The 19,272-nt window shown below is 71.5% G+C and carries 12 protein-coding genes; 2 read left to right on the top strand and 10 right to left on the bottom strand.

Features of this window, described 5'->3' with window-relative positions:
- The first annotated feature begins 6 nt into the window (after positions 1 to 6).
- Entirely contained in the window at positions 7 to 975 is a 969-nt protein-coding gene (locus HNQ61_RS13810; RefSeq protein ID WP_170033890.1) for a 3-oxoacyl-ACP synthase III family protein, read from the top strand.
- 174 nt (positions 976 to 1,149) lie between these two features.
- Here HNQ61_RS13810 and HNQ61_RS13805 read toward each other — a convergent pair whose 3' ends face one another.
- Positions 1,150 to 1,581 carry an OsmC family protein gene (locus tag HNQ61_RS13805; protein ID WP_170033888.1) on the bottom strand — a complete coding sequence of 144 codons (432 nt, stop codon included), beginning with the start codon at positions 1,579 to 1,581 and terminating at the stop codon, positions 1,150 to 1,152.
- 590 nt (positions 1,582 to 2,171) lie between these two features.
- On the opposite strand from HNQ61_RS13805, the gene HNQ61_RS13800 reads away from it, so the two are divergent.
- The gene (locus tag HNQ61_RS13800) at positions 2,172 to 2,654 is read left to right on the top strand and encodes a hotdog fold domain-containing protein (RefSeq protein WP_170033886.1); all 483 of its coding nucleotides are present in this window, start codon (positions 2,172 to 2,174) and stop codon (positions 2,652 to 2,654) included.
- A gap of 80 nt (positions 2,655 to 2,734) precedes the next feature.
- Here HNQ61_RS13800 and HNQ61_RS13795 read toward each other — a convergent pair whose 3' ends face one another.
- The 9 genes from HNQ61_RS13795 to HNQ61_RS13755 form a co-directional block, all read right to left on the bottom strand.
- Positions 2,735 to 3,877, bottom strand: a complete 1,143-nt coding sequence (locus HNQ61_RS13795; RefSeq protein ID WP_170033884.1) for a DUF3667 domain-containing protein — start codon at positions 3,875 to 3,877, stop codon at positions 2,735 to 2,737.
- Positions 3,878 to 4,416: 539 nt separating this feature from the next.
- On the bottom strand, positions 4,417 to 5,814 hold the full coding sequence (locus HNQ61_RS13790) for an NAD-dependent succinate-semialdehyde dehydrogenase (protein WP_170033882.1): 1,398 nt from the start codon (positions 5,812 to 5,814) through the stop codon (positions 4,417 to 4,419).
- Positions 5,815 to 5,943: 129 nt separating this feature from the next.
- A complete protein-coding gene (locus HNQ61_RS13785; protein ID WP_221239688.1) occupies positions 5,944 to 6,825 on the bottom strand; it encodes an NAD(P)-dependent oxidoreductase in 882 nt (293 codons plus the stop codon).
- A gap of 333 nt (positions 6,826 to 7,158) precedes the next feature.
- The gene (locus HNQ61_RS13780) at positions 7,159 to 9,183 is read right to left on the bottom strand and encodes a putative bifunctional diguanylate cyclase/phosphodiesterase (protein WP_170033878.1); all 2,025 of its coding nucleotides are present in this window, start codon (positions 9,181 to 9,183) and stop codon (positions 7,159 to 7,161) included.
- Positions 9,184 to 9,262: 79 nt separating this feature from the next.
- The gene (locus tag HNQ61_RS13775) at positions 9,263 to 14,122 is read right to left on the bottom strand and encodes an NAD-glutamate dehydrogenase (RefSeq protein WP_170033876.1); all 4,860 of its coding nucleotides are present in this window, start codon (positions 14,120 to 14,122) and stop codon (positions 9,263 to 9,265) included.
- A 653-nt stretch (positions 14,123 to 14,775) separates the two neighbouring features.
- Complete coding sequence (locus tag HNQ61_RS13770) at positions 14,776 to 15,522, bottom strand: DUF7847 domain-containing protein (protein ID WP_170033874.1); 747 nt, start codon at positions 15,520 to 15,522, stop codon at positions 14,776 to 14,778.
- A gap of 63 nt (positions 15,523 to 15,585) precedes the next feature.
- Positions 15,586 to 17,772 (bottom strand): TonB-dependent receptor, encoded by a 2,187-nt coding sequence (locus HNQ61_RS13765; RefSeq protein ID WP_170033871.1) that lies wholly within the window; start codon positions 17,770 to 17,772, stop codon positions 15,586 to 15,588.
- A gap of 48 nt (positions 17,773 to 17,820) precedes the next feature.
- The gene (locus HNQ61_RS13760; protein WP_170033869.1) at positions 17,821 to 18,603 is read right to left on the bottom strand and encodes an anti-sigma factor family protein; all 783 of its coding nucleotides are present in this window, start codon (positions 18,601 to 18,603) and stop codon (positions 17,821 to 17,823) included.
- Positions 18,600 to 19,109: a sigma-70 family RNA polymerase sigma factor gene (locus HNQ61_RS13755; protein WP_170033867.1), complete on the bottom strand. Its 510-nt coding sequence runs from the start codon at positions 19,107 to 19,109 to the stop codon at positions 18,600 to 18,602. The genes HNQ61_RS13760 and HNQ61_RS13755 overlap by 4 nt, the downstream gene beginning before the upstream one ends.
- Positions 19,110 to 19,272: the final 163 nt, after the last annotated feature.

Here is a 19,272-nt window from a genome sequence, read left to right as displayed (position 1 = left end):
AGCGGAATGCACGTACGCGTGGCCGGAACCGGGCGCTACCTGCCCGGCCGGGTGCTCGACAACAGGGAGCTGGCCGCGCTGGCCGGCGTTTCGGAAGAGTGGATCGTACGCCGCACCGGCATTCACCAGCGCCGGTGCGCCGCGGAGGGCGAAGGGGTTTCCGCGATGGCGGTTCCCGCGGCGCGCGCCGCGCTGAAGGCCGCCGGGCTGCCCGCGGAGGCGCTGGACGTCATCATCCTCGCCACCACTACGCCAGACCACCTTACGCCCCCCTCCGCCTGCGAGCTGCAGGCGGAACTGGGGGCGTTCGGCGCCGCGTCGTTCGACGTGGAGGCGGGGTTCGCGGGATGGCTGTACGCGCTGGTGCTGGGCGAGTCGCTGCTGCGCGCGGGGACCGGGAAGGCGGCGCTGATCGTGGGCGTGGAGAAGCTGTCGACCATCACGGACCGCGCGGACCCGTCCACCGGGCCGCTGTTCGGGGACGGCGCCGGGGCCGTCGTCCTCACGCGCGGCGAGGGGCCGCTGGGCATCCTCAGCACCTCGTGGTGGGCGGATGGACGGCTGGCGGACGCGCTGCAGCGGCCCGCGGGCGGCGCGCTGCGTCCGTTCGACGCGGCGGTGCTTTTCGAGGGCGCGCACCTGCTGCGGATGGAGGGATCGCGGCTGTTCAAGGCCGCGGTGCGCACGATGGCGCAGCAGGCGTACGCGGCGCTGGAGCGGGCGGGGCTGTCCATCGCCGACATCGGGCTGGTGATTCCGCACCAGGCCAACCTGCGCATCATCGAGGGGCTGATCCGCGAGATGGAGCTGGATCCGGCACGCGTGCTGGTGAACATCCACCGCTACGGCAACACCGGCTCGGCCACCATCCCCATCGCGCTGGACGAGGCCGTGCGCTCCGGCCGCGCCGTCGGCCCGCTGCTGCTTGTCAGCTTCGGCGCGGGCGCGACGGCCGGCGCCGCCGTCCTGGGATGAAGTGATCGCCGGGCGGAGATGGCTGATCGGGCGTGGGCGCTCGGATGTCCATCGTGGCGGATGATGCACGTCTCCGGCGTCCACGACCACCTGGGTCCTCGACAAAGCGCCTCCGGGACAGACGTCCCGGAGGCGCTCGTTCGCTCGCGGAGAGCGGAATCTCGAAGGACCGGGTCAGCCGGCGGAGGCGGGGCTCAGGTCGATGTCGAACGACAGTTCCGTGTCCGTGGCCAGCGACGTGGCGACGGAGCAGTACTTGTCGAACGAGAGCTGGGCGGCGCGCTCCACGTGCTCGCGCGGCGAATCCACCGCGACGTGAAAGGTGAGCCGCGCCTGGGTCACACGGCGCGGCGGCGATTCCGCGCGGGAAAACTGGACGGAGACGCGCATGGAGGACGGTGGGGTGCGGCGCTTTTCCAGGTAGTCCACCACGTCAATGGCGGAGCACGACGCCAGCGCGATGATCAGCGTGTCGACGGGGCTGGGCGCCGCCTGCCGCTCGCCGTCCACCACGAGCGTGGGGCCGCCGGCGGGACCGCCGCGGTAGCGCATTCCGCCCTCCCACGTGACCTCGATCGGGTACTCCACCGGCACTCCCTGAGGCATCTGCGACTCCGTCGTTGGCATGGGTTGATGCTTCGCTGGACGGGATGGTAGACGATCCCCGGACCGTCGTCCAGTGGGATCGCTGCGGGCGGGCTTCACAGGCGGCCCCCACCCGGGCTCGTACTACTCGCCCACCCTCCCCCAAAACGGACTGGGGGAGGGTTGATGGCGGGGCGGAGGGATCGGTGCGGGACGAAGAGTATCGTCCTGCGCAAAGTCTGTTGAGCGAATGAATCCGCCGCTCAACAAGCGGGAAGCCCCGACTCCCGGCCGCTGGCGCGTCCAGGCTCGGGGCTTCAACTGCGTGCAGGTCGCACACGATACTGGGGTGTGCTCCCTCTCCCACATCCGTTCGTGGGAGAGGGTCGTCGTGCGCAGCACGCGGGGTGAGGGCCACAGCCGACGGACGCGCACCGATCTTTAACATCCACCGAACAGCCCGGCCACTCCCGCGGAACCAGCCGCCTCCACACGCCCCGCTCTGGACGGGAAAGGCGTGGTGGCGGTATCGTCAGCGCCAGCGCAGCATGATGCACCGCGGGCGGAAACCGGTCCGCCGCGCGTTCCCCCTCTGCCTACCACGGCCCTGCATGGCGAATACGGCAACCACCCCGGAAGCAGCCATCCGGCAGAACTGGGAGCGGCTCAGCGGCCGCCCCGGCGGCAAGGCGATGTTCAGCTGGATGCTGGGGCGAATCGTGCCCTACACCGGCTCCATGGGCGCACGGGTAGAGGAACTGCGCCCCGGCTACGCACGCGCCACGCTGCGCGACCGCCGCCGCGTGCGCAACCATCTGCGCTCCGTGCACGCCATCGCCATGATGAACCTGGCCGAGCTCAGCACCGGTCTGGCCCTGAACTTTGGAATGCGGCCGGACGCGCGCTCCATCCTCAAGGGGCTGTCCATCGAATACACCAAGAAGGCGCGCGGCACGCTGACCGCCGAAGCCAACGCGCCCGTGCTGGAAAGCAACGAGGAGCGTGAGATCGAGGTCGTCACCAGCATCCGCGACCAGGCGGGCGACGTGGTGGCCACCGCCGTCGCCAAATGGCTGGTGGGACCCCGCAGGTAATCCTGCGGCCTGTGACGGAAAAACGCCCCCGGCGCGCCTGCTGCGCCGGGGGCGTTCGTTCATCCGAAAAGAAGCGCGGGCTACATCATGAACGCGGTCGCCAGCCCCACGCCCAGCATCTCGAACAGCATGATCACCATGTAGGTGGACACCAGCACCCCGTATTTCATCAGCGTTCGCATCCACCCCTGGCCGTAGACGCGCTTCATGGCCCAGTACAGGTAGATGGCAAACCACAGCTGCAGCACCGGGTTCAGCCACGTCCACGGGGCCAGGAGCATGGCGGTGAACAGCAGGAACGCAAAGCCGTGCACGTGCAGCGCAAAGACGAAGTGCTCCACGTAGAACCGCTTTCGCCGAAAGTACAGCACCTTGAGGATCATGGCGAACACGGGCATCAGCAGAAACACGCCGGTGGGCAGGTTCTGCAGAAACTCGCGCATGGCCAGGCGAAGCACTTCTTCCGTCGGCATGGCTTCCAGCCGCGCTTCGGTGGCCAGCATGTGCCGGTTGAGCGGCTTCAGCAGCGCCGGCACCTGGGTGGTGTCCTTGACGGCCAAGTTGAGCTGCGGGCCGTTGCGGGTGCTCCGCACTCCCGCCAGTCCCTCGTCGTCTTCATCGCCATCCGCCGGCGCGGCGGCGGCGGCCGTGGCGGGGCGGCGGACGGAGCGGCCGGCCAGGCGCAGCGAATCAGCCTTGTGCGCCGCGGCGATGGAATCTTCCGCCTGCGCCTTGAGCCGGGCCTCGCGCGTCTGGTCGGCGATGCGGTCCACGTTCAGCACCCACGGCAGAACGATGAAAAACAGCAGGGACGCGACCAGGTAGATGCGAAACGGCGGGATGTAGCGCACGATGCGCCCCTGCACGTATTCCGACGTCAGGTGCCCGGGGCGGAACAGCAGCGCGCCCATGGTGCGCGGGAGGGCGGAGTTCAGCGAAAGCTGGTCATCCAGCACCTCCATCATCATGCGGCGCAGCGAGACGCGCACGTCCGCCTTCCGCTGCCCGCAATTGGGGCAGAAGTTGCCCGACACCGCGTTGCCGCAGTTCAGGCAGGGCCGGTCCGGCGTGCGCCGCGTGTCGGGCGACCACCAGCGGTTGCGCACCGCTGTCCGGGGGCGGGCGGGCGCGGGTTCGGAAAGCGGGGGCGCGGCGGTGTCCAGCCCGCCGGACGAGGCGTGCGGGCCGGGGTCCTGTCGGGGTGGATGGATGGGGTCGGACATGGGGGTGCGGGTCCCGGCGGGAGAGGTGGGGCCGGCGCGGTGTTCAACTGCGCAAACAGACGGATAAACGTAGGCATTCGCGCCTCGCCCGCCAAGCCCGTCCCAGCCCTCCGCGGCCCGCGTGCGGCGTCCATCCGCCAGATTTCCCGGTTGATCAGCGGATCGTTACCTGGTCGATGAACGTCCGTGCCCGATAGACGGCCGTGCGCGGTCGGCGCCGGCCCGACGGGAGAACCGACGCTCCGCACCTTTCGTCCGTGCCGCTGCCCTGCGCGCGACCGAGCTTGCTCAACCGCGAAAGCGAGCCCTCTCCCGAACGGTCACCGGGACGACACACCGGAAGCCGTGGCCACAGTCCGCGCAGGCGGACTTCGTGCTTTTCCAGCGGCGAATTCATTCGCTCCTGGATGGCGGACGCGCGGTGCTCACCGAAACGAACCAATGCCCGCCCCACAGTCCGCGCAGGCGGACTTCGCGCCGTTGTTGCCGCGACTTCAGTCGCGCCAGCCCGCCGGATTCACCCAAGCCCCCAACGCGCCCTACTCCGCCGCCGGATGGTCGTCCGGCGGAGTTTCCTGGATCCAGACGGACTTTACGTTCACGAATTCGTGGATGCCGAACTCCGCCAGTTCCCGCCCGTACCCGGACTGCTTCACCCCGCCGAACGGCAGCCGCGGATCAGACGAGACCATCGCGTTCACGAACGTCATCCCCGCCTCGATCTCCGTTACGAAGCGCGCGCGTTCCCCCTCGTCCGTGGTCCACACGCTGCTCCCCAGCCCGAAGTCCGAGTCGTTGGCCAGGCGGATGGCGTCATCCACGTCCGTGGCGCGAAACAGCAGGGCCACGGGGCCGAACACCTCTTCCCGGTACGCCGGCGCGCTTTCCGGGATGTCCGCCAGAATGGTGGGGGGATAGAAGAAGCCCGGCCCGTCCATCCTCTTTCCGCCGGTGACGAGCCGCGCGCCCGCCTCCACCGACCTGCGCACCTGCTCGTCCACCTCGTCGCGGATGCTTGCCGTGGCCAGCGGCCCGATGTCCACGCCGTCCTGCATGGGATCGCCCACGCGCAGCGCCTCCATCTCCCGCACGAAGTGCCGCTCGAACTCGTCCGCCGCGTCCTGGTGCACGATAAAGCGCTTGGCCGCGATGCACGACTGGCCGTTGTTGATGCAGCGCGCCTTGGCCGCCGTCCGCGCCGCCGCGCGCAGGTCCGCGCTGGGCATGACGATGAACGGATCGCTGCCGCCCAGCTCCAGCACCGTCTTCTTGAGATTGCGCCCGGCCCGCTCCGCCACGCTCTGCCCGGCGGGCGTGCTGCCGGTGAGCGTCGCCGCGGCCACGCGCGGGTCGTCCAGCAGGCCGCCCACCGCGTCCGAGCCGATGAGCAGCGTCTGGAACACACCCTCGGCGAATCCGGCGCGCGCGAACACGTCTTCAATGGCCAGCGCGCTCTGCGGCACATTGGACGCGTGCTTCAGCAGCCCCACGTTTCCCGCCATCAGCGCCGGCGCGGCGAAGCGGAACACCTGCCACAGCGGAAAATTCCACGGCATAATGGCCAGCACGGCGCCCAGCGGCAGAAAATGGATCTCGCCGCGCGCTTTGCCCACGTCCACAGGGCGCGGGGCCAGCATCCCCGCCGCGTGCTCCGCGTAGTGGCGGCACACCCACGCGCACTTTTCCACCTCGGCGACGGCGGACGCCAGCGTCTTGCCCATCTCCGTCGTCATCAGGCGGCCCAAACGGTCCTTATCCGCCTCCAGGATCTCGCCCGCGCGGCGCATCCGCTCGGCGCGCTCCGCCATGCTCGTGCGCCGGTGGGAGCGAAACGCGTTGGCGGCCCGCTGCAGCTTCTGCTCGATCTGCTCCGGCGTGAGCGCGTCAAAAGTCCGGAGCGTTTCCCCGGTGACGGGGCTGATGGTGGCGATGGGCATCGTTCCAAACGGCGGCCGGGAAAACGGGGACGGACTCCGCCCGCGGGGAGGAGTCCGTCCGGAAGCCGCGCGGAAGCAGCAGAATGGGTGCCGCGCGTCACCCGTCTGGCTGCGCGATGCGCATCCTGGTCAGCCCAGCCCCGCGTCCTCGGCGATGAGGCGGGCGGCGGAGGCCCAGTCGTGGTCGCCGCGGCCGCGCGCCACGCCGCCCAGAAAGCGGTCGTGCAGAATACCGGCGACGGGCATGGGCACCTGCGCGGCCTCGGCGGCGGCCTGCACCAGCCGCACGTCCTTGAGCCCCAGCCGCATGCGGAAGCCAGGCGGGTCGAAGTCATCCCCCGCGATCAGCCTGGCGTAGCCGGGAAAGATGGGCGAGCCCAGCACCGTTCCCGACAGCACTTCGTTCAGCACCGCGGGCTCCACCCCCGACTTGCGGGCCAGCGCGAACGTTTCGCCCAGGCACTCGATCATGGACGCAATCAGAAAGTTGCCGCAGAGCTTGATGACGTGCGCGGCGGACGGCTCAGCCCCGGCGTAAAAAGTCTGCGCGGCGAGCGCGTCAAAGAGCGGCCGGCAGCGCTCCACCGCCTCCGCGGCGCCGGACGCCACGATCTTGAGGCGCCGCTCCGCCGCCGCGTCCGGCCGCCCGAAGTCGGGAGCGGCCACGTATGCCTGCCCGCGTTCCCCGTGCAGCCGCGCCAGTTCCGACGAGAGCGCCACGCTGATGGTGCTCATGCACACGTGCACCGCGCCGTCCTCCAGCGCGTCCAGCAGCCCGCCGCGCACGACCGCCTCCACCGCCGCGTCGTCCGCGAGCATGGTGATGGCCGCGTCCGCGCCCCGCACCGCCTGCGCCACGCTTTCCGCCACCCCGGCGCCATCCGCCGCGAGCGCATCGGCGGCGGCGCGGGTGCGGTTCCACGCCACGAGCGTGTGCCCGGGGGCGATCAGGTTGCGGGCCATCGGCGCGCCCATGGCACCCATCCCCAGAAACGCGATCCTCATCGTCATCCATCCCGTCGAAAGTTGCCCGGCGGAGACTGCAATCCGCCCGCCGCCGCGGTCCCATCAGTGGATCCTTCCATCAGTGGATCCTTCCATCAGTGGATCCTTCCATCAGCGGATCAATCCATCGCCGGATCATCCATTGTCGATCATCTATGCGTCGGTCATCCGTCGATCCCGTTGATCCCCTCCGTCGTCCACTCATCCCGGCATCCCGATCGTCCCATCATCCCCATCATCCGAAAAAAAAGGCGGGCACCCGCAGGCGCCCGCCCATCCACCGAATCTCCCCGCGACCTCCGCGAACCCCCGCGGCCTCCGCGTGAGATCCGTTTCCGTTCATCCCCCGCCCATTCCCGCCAGCGGCCGGGCGAGAAACAGATCCATCTCCTCGCCGCTCATGGGCCGCGCGACCAGATAGCCCTGCACCGCGTCGCACCCCTGCTCGCGCAGAAAGGCGAGCTGTCCCGCGGTCTCCACGCCCTCGCCGATCACCACCAGCCCCAGCCGGTGCGCCATCGCCACGATCGCGGCCACGATTTCCGCGTCGCCGCCGCGCTCCTCCACCTGCGCCACGAACCCGCGGTCCACCTTGAGCGTGTCGATGGGAAAGCGCCGCAGGTACTCGAACGACGAGTATCCCGTGCCGAAGTCGTCGATGGAAATGCGCACGCCGGCGTCCTTGAGCGCGCGCAGCACGGCCTCGGTCGCCGCGACGTCCTCCATCGCCATGCTTTCGGTGATCTCAAGCTCCAGCCGCCCCGGCGCCAGCCCCGCGTCCGCCAGCGCGCCGGTGATGGTGCACGGCAGATCCGGCTCCAGAAACTGCCGCGCGCTCAGGTTCACCATCACCCGCGGCGCGCCCTCGCCGGAGGTGGCCGGCCACGCCGCCGCCCGCGCGCACGCCGTACGCAGCGCCCACGCGCCGATGGGGACGATGAGCCCCGCCGCCTCGGCCACGGCCAGAAACTCGGACGGCGCCAGCAGCCCGCGGCGGGGATGCCGCCACCGCAGCAGCGCCTCTACCCCCCAGACCCGCCCCGAGCCCACGTCCACCACCGGCTGGTACACCAGAACCAGCTGGTCCTCCGCCAGCGCGCGGCGCAGTTCGGTTTCCGTTTCCAGCCGTTCGCGCGCCTGCCGGTGCATCTCGGGCGTGAAAAAGGCGACGCCCCCGATGCGCTCGGCCTTGGCGCGGTACATGGCCAAGTCCGCCTGCCGCACCAGCGCGTCCGCGTCCACCCCGTCCGCCGGCGCCACGCTGATCCCCGCGGAGGCGGTGACGAACAGCTCGTGCCCGGCGATCAGAAACGGCGCCCGCAGCGTGTCCAGCGCCCGCCGAACCGCCGCGCCGCACTCCGCCCCGTCCGCCACGCCGGGAAGGACGAGGACGAACTCGTCGCCGCCCAGCCGCGACACCGTGGCCTCGTCCGGCACCGCCAGGCGAAGGCGCGACCCAGCCTGCCGCAGCAGATCATCCCCCGCGGCGTGGCCCAGCGAGTCGTTGATGACCTTGAAGCGGTCCAGATCCAGAAAGGCGACGCCCACGCCCCCGTCCCCCGACAGGGAAGCGCGCAGCCGCTGGCGCAGCAGGCGGCGGTTGGGGAGCCCGGTGAGCGGATCGTGAAAGGCGAGGCGCTCCGCGTCCGCCGCGCTGCGCAGCGCCCCCGCCCGCTGCTGCTCCAGCAGGATCATCACCATCCCAAGGCCGATGATCCACTGCAGCAGAAAGTCCACCGTCCCCAGCACCCCGGTCCACGACGCCGGCTCGCTCCGTCCCAGCCCGGCGATGGACAGCCCGCCGTACACAGCCTGCTGCGCCGCGAGCAGGACGAAGCCGGTAGCCGCCATCCGCCGCCCCGCCCGCCGCTCGTCGCCGCCGGAGGGCCACGCCAGCCGCGCCGAGGCCAGCAGCCCGCACATCAGCACCAGCGACCGCACGCCGACGCGCATGAAGTGCCGCTGCGCCGCGGCTTCCCTGGGCGCCACGTACGCCAGCGTGCACGCCAGCGCCACCGCCACGGCCGCCCCCGCCAGGACGCGCATGCGCCGCGCGGGAAGGGTGCGCCCGGTGTGAACTTCCCAGCTTCCCGCCACCAGCCACACCACCTGCAGGTACGCACCGGTCAGGCTGGCGAGGGTGAGCGACAGCCGCAGCGGGTGCGTGGCGGGAAGGCGCAGCGCGGTGATGACGGCGGCGCTGCCGGCCAGGTACACCATCAGCGCCAGCCACGACCACGCCCAGTGGCGCGTCCACGCGTGCTCGTCGCGGCGGTGAAAGCCCAGCAGAAGCAGCCCCAGCACCAGCGCGCCCACCGCCTGCGCAAGGTTGCCGACGATGACGTAACCGGCGATGTCGGGCATGAAGGGGGGCCGGACGGCCCGGGGGGAGGGGATGGAGTGCGCCCCGGCGGCCGCGAACGGCCGCCGGGGCGCGGATGGGTCAGGAGGCCGGGCGGGCCGCCGCGGTGGCCAGTTCCCGCAGCTGGTGCACCACCAGCGCGTAGGCCGCCAGCGGAACGCCGCCGCCGCGCACCTCGCCCAGCAGCTCCCGCAGCGCACGGGCCGCGCGCGGGTGCGCCCCCTCCACCGCGGCCAGCGCCGGGGCGGTCTGCCCGTCCGCGGCGCGCGCCAGCACCGCCTGCACCAGGTCGCGCTGGGCGCGCTGCACGTCGTCCGTCAGCGCCTGGGCAAAGCGGCGCTCCCACGGGTCGCGCCCGGCGGCCTCGCGCACCGCCTCGCGCAGCCGCGCCGTGGCGAACCGCTCCGAGACCGCGTAGAAGGCCGACGCCGCCCGCAGCTCGTCCGTCGAGGCGCGGCGCGACACCTCCACGATCTCCAGCAACTGGGGAAGAAAGCGCAGGGTGATGAGGCGTTCGGCCAGCCCGCGCTCCACGCCCATGTCCTGCAGCTCACCCAGCCGCTTCAGGAACAGGGTGCGGTCTTCGCCGCTCACCACGCGGGCAAAGCCGCCGCGCACCACCGCCAGCCCGCTGCGCGCGTCGCCGATCAGCCCGTCCGTCGCCGCGCCGGTGCCCACGTTGGCCAGAATCCACAGCGTGGTGCTTTCCAGCACCCGCGACAGCCCCATCAGCCAGCGGTAGATGGTCTCCGACGGATACACCCCTTCCACCTGCGCCAGGTCGGCGCGGATCTCCGGGGTGCCGCTGATGCGGCTGGCCACCACCCAGGCGCGGACGATCTCGGGAACGCCGTGCCCCGTGTCGCGCATGGCGCGGTGCAGAAAGGCGCTCCCCATCAGGTCCACCAGGTCGTTCACCAGCTGCGTGGTGATGATTTCCCGCCGCAGGCGGTGCGCGCGCAGCCGGTCCGGCCCCGCCACCTCCACCGCGCGCGGCGGAAAGTAGTTCACCAGGTACGACTCCATCGCGGGGTCGTCGGGCACCGTGCTGGCCAGCAGCTGCGCCTTGGCGAACATCTTGGCGTGCGCCAGCAGCACGGCCAGCGTGGGGCGCGAAAGCCCGGCCGCGTCGGCGCGGCGCTCCGCCAGCGTTTCCGCCGTGGGAATCCCCTCGGCGTCGCGGTTCAGCAGGCGGTCGCGCTCCAGCGTGGTGATGAGCGCGGCGTGGTCGTCCAGCGCCTCGCGGCTGCGGCGCTCGTCCAGCGACACGGCCAGCGACTGGCTGACGTTGTCGTGCAGCACCAGCTGGTTGACGTCGTCCGTCATGTCGCGCAGCACCCCGTTGCGCCCGGCCTCGTCCAGCTCGCCGTCGTTCATCACGGCGTTCAGCAGGATCTTGAGGTTCACCTCGTGGTCCGACATGTCCACGCCGGCCGAGTTGTCGAGCGCGTCGGTGTTGATGCGCCCGCCCAGCCGGTCAAAGGCCACGCGCGCCCGCTGCGTGAGCCCCAGGTTGCCGCCCTCGCCCATCACCTTGCAGCGCAGCTGGTCGGCGTTCACCCGCACCGGGTCGTTGGTGGGGTCGCCCACGTCGGCGTGCGTTTCCTCCGTGTCCTTCACGTAGGTGCCGATGCCGCCGTTCCACAGCAGCTCCACCGGCGCCGTGAGCACCGCGCGGATCAGCGACTCGCCGTCCAGCGTGGCCACGTCGTCGGCCAGCCCCAGCGCGCGGCGCGCCTCGGGGGTGATCTGCACCTCCTTGGTGCCGCGGGGGACCAGGATGGCGCCGGGGCTCAGCAGCGCGCGGTCGTAGTCTTCCCAGCTGCTGCGCGGCAGGGCGAACATCCGCCGGCGCTCGGCGAAGCTGGCCGCCGGGTCCGGATCGGGGTCGATGAAGATGTGGCGGTGGTCAAAGGCGGCGATCAGCCGGATCTTCTCGGAAAGGAGCATCCCGTTGCCGAACACGTCGCCGCTCATGTCGCCCACGCCCGCGACGGTGAACGGCTCCTTCTGGATGTCCTTGCCCATTTCGCGGAAGTGGCGCTTGACGCACTCCCAGCCGCCGCGGGCGGTGATCCCCTCCACCTTGTGGTCGTAGCCGTTGCTGCCGCCCGAAGCGAACGCGTCGCCCAGCCAGAAGCCGTACTCCGCCGACACCCCGTTAGCCACGTCGGACAGGTGCGCCGTCCCCTTGTCCGCCGCGACCACGAGGTAGGGATCGTCCCCGTCATGACGGACCACGCCCTGGGGAGGGACGACCTTGCCCTCCACCAGGTTGTCGGTGATGTCCAGCAGCCCGCGCATGAGGGTGCGGTATTGGTCCGCCGCCTCCGCCGCCATCGCCTCGCGGTCGGCGAAGGTCTTGCGCGTGATGAAGCCGCCCTTGCTGCCGTTGGGGACGATGACCGCGTTCTTGATCATCTGCGTGGTCACCAGCCCCAGGATTTCCTTGCGGAAGTCGTCCGGCCGGTCGCTCCAGCGGATACCGCCGCGCGACACGGGGGCGCCGCGCAGGTGAATGCCCTCCATGCGCGCGCTGTGCACGAACACCTCGTACAGCAGCCGCGTGCGCTTCAGTTCGTCCACGTCCGCCGAGCGCACCTTGAACGAGATGTAGGGCACGCCGCCGCTGCGGGCCGCCGGGTCCGCCCCGCCGTGGCGGAAGTAGTTCGTGCGCACCGTTCCGCTGATGAGCGCCAGCAGCCGGCGCAGCGCGCGGTCGTCCGCCAGCGAGCTCACCTTTTCCAGCTCCGCGGCCAGCCGGGCGCGCACGCCGCCCTCGTCGCCGCCGGGCGCGCCGAAGCGCACGCGGAACAGCTCCACCAGCCCGTTGGCCACCGCCGGGTAGGCCGCCAGCGCGCGGGAAACGGCGATGCGCGAGGGGATGGCGCCCACCTGAAAGGCGTACTCGGCGTAGGCGCGCAGCAGGTCCGCCTCGCGCCAGCGCAGGCCGGCGGCCAGGACCAGGCCGTTGAACGGGTCTTCCACCGCGTCGCCCGCCCGCACGGCCAGCAGCGCCTCCGCCAGCGGGGGCGCCAGCGCGTCGGGGATGGGGGTGCCTTCGCGGGTCTGCACGGCAAAGGAGTAGATCATGACTTCGGGCACCTCGGCGCCGCGCACGGCAAAGGTGTCCACCTCGATGACGCGGATGCGCGCGTCTTCCAGGATCGGCATGAAGTCGGAAAGCACCAGCCGCTCGCCCGACAGGTACAGCTTGAGGACGGAGCTGCCCTGCGGCGCGGCCTCGCCCGGAAGCGGCTGGCGCAGGTGCAGGGCCACCTTTTCGCCCCGCGTGCGCATGGCTTCCACGTGCAGCACATCGTGCATGGCGGCGCTGGGGGCGTTGGCGGCGCGGTACTCCGCGCTGAACGCCACGGCGTAGGCGCGCCCCAGCCGGGCCGCGTCGCCCGCGTCCACCTCGTCGCGCAGCGACTCCTCCAGCCGGTCGCCCCAGGAGCGCAGCAGAACGCCGATCTCCCGCTCCAGCGTGCGTGCGTCCGGCAGCGGCTGGCCGCCGGGGGTGGCGATGTAGAAGTGCAGGCGGGCCTGGTCGCCGGCCGCCATCGCCAGATAGTAGTTGACCACGGTGCCGCCCAGCCGCTCGGCCAAGCGGTCGCCGATGGACTGGCGCACCTCCGCGCTGAACTTGCCGCGGGGAAGAATGACCATCACCGCCGCCTCGTCGCGCAGCTCTTCGGCGCGCACCACCACGCGCACCTCTTCGGTGAAGAGCGAGCCCAGCGCGGCCTGCACCTCGGCCTGCAGCTGCTCCACCGACGCCTCGAAGAGCTCGTCCTTGGGCATCGTGTTGACGATGCTGACGATCTCCTTGTAGTCGTGCCCGCCCGGGAGGGAGCCGGACTCGCGCAGCACGCGGTCCAGCTTGCCGCGCAGCAGCGGGATTTCGCCCGTGGCGGCGCTGTACGCCTGCGAGGTAAAGAGGCCCAGAAAGCGCCGCTCGCCGGTAATGCGCCCCGCGCCGTCCATCGTCTTTACGCCCACGTAGTCCATCCGCGCGCGGCGGTGCACGGTGGATTCCGCGTTGGCCTTGCTGACGATGAGCACCGGCCCGCCCGTGACGCGCGCCCGCAGTTCCGGCGGAAGCTGGCCCACGGGGACCGGGGTGGCGTAGCTGCTGTGCTCCGGGTTGCGCAGAATGCCCAGCCCGGTGTCGCGGCGAATGCTGAGCATGGCCCCGTCGCCGTCGCCCGACATCACGTACTCGCGAAAGCCCAGAAAGACGAAGTTGCCGTCGCCCAGCCAGCGGAGGAACTCGGCCTGCTCGGCGAACTCCGCCGCGCGGGCGGGGAAGGCGGCGCCGTAGCTGGCCACCAGCGAGGCGGTGTCTTCCAGCGCTTCCACCATGCGGGGAAAGTCGCTGGTGGCCTCCACCACGTCGGCCAGGCGGTCGCGGATGGCGTCGCGGATGTTGTCGCGGCGGGCGGCGTCGGGAACGCGCCCCACCTCGCAGTGCGAAAGCGCCTCCAGCGCCCCGCCTTTCTCCGGCCCCTCGAGCGCGACGATTTCCCCGGACGCGTCGCGGCGCACGGGGATGACGGGGTAGACGTAGTGCTGAATGGTGAGCCCCTGGCCGCCCAGGTACTCGCGCACCGTGTCGACGATGAAGGGGCGGTCGCCCACCTCGGCGCGGATCACGGTGACGGGGGCGTCCCACCCTTCGGCCTCGGGCTCGGTGACCTGCACGTTCACCTGGTCCGGGCGGGCGGCGCGCAGAAACTCCCACGCGCCCAGGGTGACGGCGGCCAGCTGTTCCGGGGTGCGCTCCTCCAGAAGCTGGCGCGGCACCTTGGCGAAGAAGATGCGGGCAAAGCGGCACACCAGCTCGGCGTCGGGGCGCGTGAGGCCGGCCAGGTGGTCGCAGAGCTGGTCCACCGTCACCGCGGGGGCCACGGGGGCAAGAGTCGGAGTCGGGTTGCTCATTCCAGCAGCGGTTGCAACGGGATCGGGTCAACGCCGCCGCCGGAAGGGACGGGGCAAGGGCGGCAATGTATCCCCCGGCGCTCGTGCACCGAAAGTCCGGAGAGTGCGCAACGCGCAATTGCCCCCCGACCCGGACGCGCCGTTCCGCGCCGGGTCACGGCGGCCTCCGTGGCGGCGAAAACGGACGATCTTCAGACTAAACCCAATCTCCGACGAACTTCGCTGAAAACAAAAAGCGCGGCGAGCCGCCCCGGCCCGCCGCGCCACCCCCATCCCTTCCCCCGCGTCCCTCCGCCACCCCCGCGTTCCTCCGCGAGTCCCGTGATCACCCTCCGCCGCGCGGGAACCATCGTCGATCACGATCTTCCCGCCGATCGAGAATCCCGGTCGATCAGAACGCTGCCGACCACGATCGCCCGTCGATCGGCAAGCCACGCCGATCAAGAATCTCGGTCATCGAGAACCTCCGTCGACCACGAAGCTCTGCCGATTGCGATCTTCCGTTGATCAAAAAGCTCCGTCGACCAGGAACCTTCATCGGCCGAGAATTTCTGCCGATTGCAATCAAAGGAAACGCGCGCATCGGGAACTCCGTCGATCAACTTGTTCGTCGATCCGGGAACGTCCGTGCGCTCGTGCCGATCAACGGAAATCTACGCGCCGATCGCCGCCTCCAGCAGCTGAACGTCCAGCCCTTCCGCCCGCACGCGCCGGTCGTAGTACATCACCACGGTGGCGGCCACGGAATACGGATAGGTGATGGCCGACAGCAGGGTGGAAAGCGCCTGCGAAACCGCCTGCGCCGTGAGGTTCATCCCCTCACCGATCTGCCCGACGATGGCCGTCAGCGCCAGCCCGGGAAGCGCGGCGATGATGAACGCCACCAGCAGCACCAGAAAGATTCTCATCCAGTCCCCTTCCGCCAGTTCGGTGGAGCGGCGCAGCGCGGCAAAGGGGCCCAGCCCTTCCAGCGCGACCGCGGGGATGGCGGCAAAGAGCAGCACCCACACCAGCGCCGCACCGATGATCAGCCCGAACAGCCCCAGAAACATTCCCACCAGCGTCAGCACGAACACCACCACGAGCGACACGATGCGGCGCAGGGCGGAGCCCACGGCGTCGCCGGTGCCGCTGGGCATTCCCATGTACGCGCGCCCCGCCTGCGTGGTCAGCGCGCCCAGCAGCAGCGCGGTGCACCCGCACCACGCAAAGGGGAGCGCGGTCATGAACAGGGTCCCCCACCCCGCGCTCCACACGGCGGACTGCAGCGCGGCCAGGGGCGCGTAGATGGCCAGCGCCGTGGCCAGCATGGACGCGAAGTTGCCGCGGTACAGCGCAAAGGCGCGGTCCAGGATTTCGCCCACGCTCAGCGGGCGCAGCGCGGGGGACGCAGGAGTCATGGACACGGAGAACGCGGAGAAAAGACGGAGGGGTGGAGCGGGCGCCGGGGAGGCGCCCGGTTTCTAGAAGCGGAAGTTTACACCCAGAACCGGCACGAGCGGGAGGGTGGCCACGGACTGCAGCGTCCCGGCCTCCTGGTTCTGCCCGAAGTAGCGGTAGATGAGGGCGTCGCGGCTTTCCAGCGCGTTGATCACGCGAAGGTACGGGGTGAGCGTGGCGATGCGCCCGGCCACCCGCGGGGCGAAGGTGCGGCTGAGCTCCGCGTCCAGCCGCACGAAGGGCCCGCCCCCCTGCCCGCCCAGCGGCGCGTTGGTATCCAGGTTCACCGGGTCGCTCGGCGTTCCCCCCAGCGAGCTTCCCCCGGTGATGGCGTCGGCGCCGCCGGGGCCGCCGGAGGTGTACGCCAGCCCCTCGCCGTACGCCATGCGCAGCGCCACGCGGGTGTGGCGCAGCACCGATCCGGTCACGCCCGCGCTCAGCGTCTGCCGTCCGTGGAACGGCGTGGGCGCGCTGGCGCTGTCCAGCGTGTTCCACGCCCACCCCAGCGAGTAGCCCAGCCACCCGGTGACGTCGCCCGCGCTGCGCCGCACCCACACGTCCACGCCGGAGTTGTGGGCGCCGCGCGTTCCCGGCAGCGGCAGGCCGTTGAAGTGCTTGTAGAAGCCCTCCAGCCCCAGCCGCACCCCGGCCAGAAGCTCCTGGTCCAGCACCAGCACCAGGTGGCTTCCCCCGGCCACGGCCAGCGCCACGGGAATGCGGGCCGAGTCGGCGTAGTTGCGCGGCTCCACCCCCGCCCCCAGCGGCCGCGGCGTAAGGACGTACTGGTGATAACGCCCGGCGGCCACGGTCAGCGTGGCGCGGTCCGTCACCAGCCAGGCGGCGCTGGCGCGCGGGGCCAGGGTGAACAGTCCGCCGCGGCTGTAGCCGTCGCCCCGCACCCCGCCGCGCAGCACCACGCGCGCCGACGGCTGCCAGGTGGCGTCCAGATAGGCGCCGGTGGCCGTTCCCGTGCTGCGCGCCTTGACCAGCGTGCGGAACGCCGCCGGCTCCGAGGCGTGGTGGCGCAGCCAAGTGCGGTCCAGCCCCACGCCGTAGCGCAGCCGCAGGGGCCCGGCGCGCCGCCCGAAGTCCGCCCCCAGCCGCAGCCGGTTCTGCACGGTGTTCAGCAGAAACGCGCGGCTGGTGGTGTCGCGCAGGGGCACGGTGCCGCGAAACCGTCCGCCCGCCACGGTGAACTCCGCGTCGCTGCCGTCGATCCTCCCGCGCCAGCGCAGCGAGCCCGCCTGGTTGGCCCAGCGGGCGAATGCGTCGTCGTCCGTGCGCATGGTGTCCAGCCGCACGCCCTCGCGGTTGCCGAACGCGGTAAACGCCAGCGCGCCCCCCGCCACCGGCGCGTCCAGCCGCACCATCCCGTCCGCGAAGCGGTAGGGAAAGGGCTGGCCCTCCAGCCGCGACAGGCTGTAGCCGTGCAGGGTGCGCGCGTACGCCAGGTAGCGCGCGCCGCTGGGAAGCGGCCCGTCCACCACCGCGCGGGCGCTGAGCATGTCGGCGCCGCCGCTGATGCTGTGCCGCTCGCGGTTGCCGGCGCGGGTGGTAAGGTCCATCACGTACGAAAGGCCCCCGTCGTACTGCGCGGGGGCGCCGCCCAGAAACAGCCGCGCCGAGGCGACCGCGCCAGGTTCAAAGCTTTCAATCAGCCCTCCCATGTGAAAGGGGGCGTACACCGGGGCGCCGTCCAGCAGCACCAGCTGCAGGTTGCTGGCGGATCCGCGCACGTACAGCGCCTCGCCGCCGGACTCGCTTTCCATTCCCCCCAGCCCGCCCAGCCCCGTGCCCCCCTCGTCCAGCGTGTGGTGGCCGATCACCAGCCCCACCTCCACCGCCGAGGCGGCCACGCTGTCGGGGCGCGGCTCCTCTACCCGCACCGGCGCCAGGGTGATGGGGCGGTGCTGCAGCGCCACGTCCAGCACCACCTCGCCCGCGGCGGGAACCAGCACCTGCATCTCGATGGGCGCGTGCTCCAGGTGCCGCACGCGAAACACCTGGTTGCCCGATTCCACCCGCAGCAGGTAGTTGCCCGCGCTGTCCGTCATGCCCACCATGGTGCGGCGGCGGCCCTGCGCCTCCACCACGGCCAGCGGGATGGGAAGGCCGGACGGCTCGCTCTGTACCGTACCGCGAATAACGCCCCGGGCCGTGTCCTGGGCCGGGGCGGTCGCGAGAAGGGCAAGAACGAGCGCGGAAAACATGGCGTGCCGGGGCTGCCGGAAAGCAGAGAAACGGCGTCCGGGCCCCGGTCAGGGCCCGGCGCGAAAGACCGGCTGGTCCGCGGAGCCGCTTTCGGCGGGGACGAGCGCGCGAAGCGACTCCCCGTCCTTGGCGGCGTACACGCGTCCGTTCACTTCCAGAAAGGCGCTTTCGGCGCCGGCGGGCAGCTCCACCGCCACCTCGCCCGGGCCGGCGTTCAGCACCTCGATGCGTCCCGGCGAGGTGCGGAAGCGCGCCGTGCCGGCGGCGGCGCCCGTCGCGCGCACCTGCGCCTGGGGCGCGGAGCTCAGCCGGGCGCTCACGCGCAGCTCCGGCGCGGCGCCGCTCACCACCACGCGCACCCCGCCGTCGTCGGGAAGGATGGAAACCCCCGTCGCCGGTACCTCGCGCGGCGCGGGGACCGTGGCCACCGCCGGCGCGGGGGCGGGGGCCGCGGGGGCGGGCGGGCCGGCCAGCACATTCTCCTGCACCCAGGCGCGCACGGGCGAGCCGGGAAAGGCCGCCGCCGCCACCGCCGCGCCGGCGATGGCGATCATCACCGCCGCCGCGCGCGAAAGCCCCCGGCCGGCCCGCGCCAGGGGACGCCCCGCCCGCCTGCGGCGGTGAAATTCAGCCTGCGCCCGCAGCATGGGGGCGGGTGCGTCGCCCGCGCCCAGGAGCGCCGACATCCGTTCGCCCCCCGCGCGCAGCTCGGCCATCTGCGCCGCGCACACGGGGCACGACGCAAGGTGCGCCTCGGCGGGGCCGCCGCGCCCGGCCGGCATTTCGCCGTCCAGAAGCTCCTGCAGCGTTCCCTCGTCCAGGTGTGTCATCCTTCCTCCGGTTCACCGTCATACACCGCCAGAAACCTGCGTGTTGCACGCGCCAGCAGTGTGCCTACCGATCCGGGGGCCACGGCGACCACCCGGGAAATTTCATCGTACTTGAAGCCTTCTTCGCGCATCAGCAGCATCTGCCGGTCGCGCTCCGGAATCCGGCCCAGCGCCTCGCGGACGCGCGCCACGGTGTGCTCGCGCTCCACCGCCTCGTTGGGCGCGGGGAGGGCGGCGGGCTTCCACGGCGTGGCCGTCAGAAGCCGTTCGCGGCGCTTGCGGGTGCGGGCGGAGTCGCGGAACAGGTTGGTGGCCACCGTAAACAGCCACAGCCGCGCCTCGCCGGCCGGCAGCGAGCGGCCCAGCAGCCGCACGAACGATTCCTGCGCGATGTCTTCGGCGCTGTCCGTGTCGCCGGTGAGCCGGTGCAGGTAGCGGAAGAGCGACGGATACACGTCGCGAAAGAGCGCGTCGTAGTCCGCGTCCGCGTGGGGCGCCGCCGTCATGGGCGGGGCCTGCGCCGGTGCGGCGCCATTCCGGGCGGGAGTGATGCTGCCTGGGAGCACTGGGCCGTCATGCGCGCGGGGCGGAGGTGGGCACGGGGAGCGGGCGGCCCCGCCATCCGGGCGACGCGGGTAGAACGCCGTTTGCGGTGCGATTGTGACACGC

The sequence above is a fragment of the Longimicrobium terrae genome (genome assembly GCF_014202995.1).
Classification (GTDB): domain Bacteria; phylum Gemmatimonadota; class Gemmatimonadetes; order Longimicrobiales; family Longimicrobiaceae; genus Longimicrobium; species Longimicrobium terrae.
The sequence above is the reverse complement of the archived record's forward strand: the minus strand, read 5'-3'. Positions and strand labels throughout refer to the sequence as shown.

Excerpts from the sequence above, each read along its gene's own strand:
- HNQ61_RS13810 (WP_170033890.1), top strand. The coding sequence starts at position 7 with ATGCACGTACGCGTGGCCGGAACCGGGCGCTACCTGCCCGGCCGGGTG.
- HNQ61_RS13805 (WP_170033888.1), bottom strand. The coding sequence starts at position 1,581 with ATGCCTCAGGGAGTGCCGGTGGAGTACCCGATCGAGGTCACGTGGGAG.
- HNQ61_RS13800 (WP_170033886.1), top strand. The coding sequence starts at position 2,172 with ATGGCGAATACGGCAACCACCCCGGAAGCAGCCATCCGGCAGAACTGG.
- HNQ61_RS13795 (WP_170033884.1), bottom strand. The coding sequence starts at position 3,877 with ATGTCCGACCCCATCCATCCACCCCGACAGGACCCCGGCCCGCACGCC.
- HNQ61_RS13790 (WP_170033882.1), bottom strand. The coding sequence starts at position 5,814 with ATGCCCATCGCCACCATCAGCCCCGTCACCGGGGAAACGCTCCGGACT.
- HNQ61_RS13785 (WP_221239688.1), bottom strand. The coding sequence starts at position 6,825 with ATGACGATGAGGATCGCGTTTCTGGGGATGGGTGCCATGGGCGCGCCG.
- HNQ61_RS13780 (WP_170033878.1), bottom strand. The coding sequence starts at position 9,183 with ATGCCCGACATCGCCGGTTACGTCATCGTCGGCAACCTTGCGCAGGCG.
- HNQ61_RS13775 (WP_170033876.1), bottom strand. The coding sequence starts at position 14,122 with ATGAGCAACCCGACTCCGACTCTTGCCCCCGTGGCCCCCGCGGTGACG.
- HNQ61_RS13770 (WP_170033874.1), bottom strand. The coding sequence starts at position 15,522 with ATGACTCCTGCGTCCCCCGCGCTGCGCCCGCTGAGCGTGGGCGAAATC.
- HNQ61_RS13765 (WP_170033871.1), bottom strand. The coding sequence starts at position 17,772 with ATGTTTTCCGCGCTCGTTCTTGCCCTTCTCGCGACCGCCCCGGCCCAG.
- HNQ61_RS13760 (WP_170033869.1), bottom strand. The coding sequence starts at position 18,603 with ATGACACACCTGGACGAGGGAACGCTGCAGGAGCTTCTGGACGGCGAA.
- HNQ61_RS13755 (WP_170033867.1), bottom strand. The coding sequence starts at position 19,109 with ATGACGGCGGCGCCCCACGCGGACGCGGACTACGACGCGCTCTTTCGC.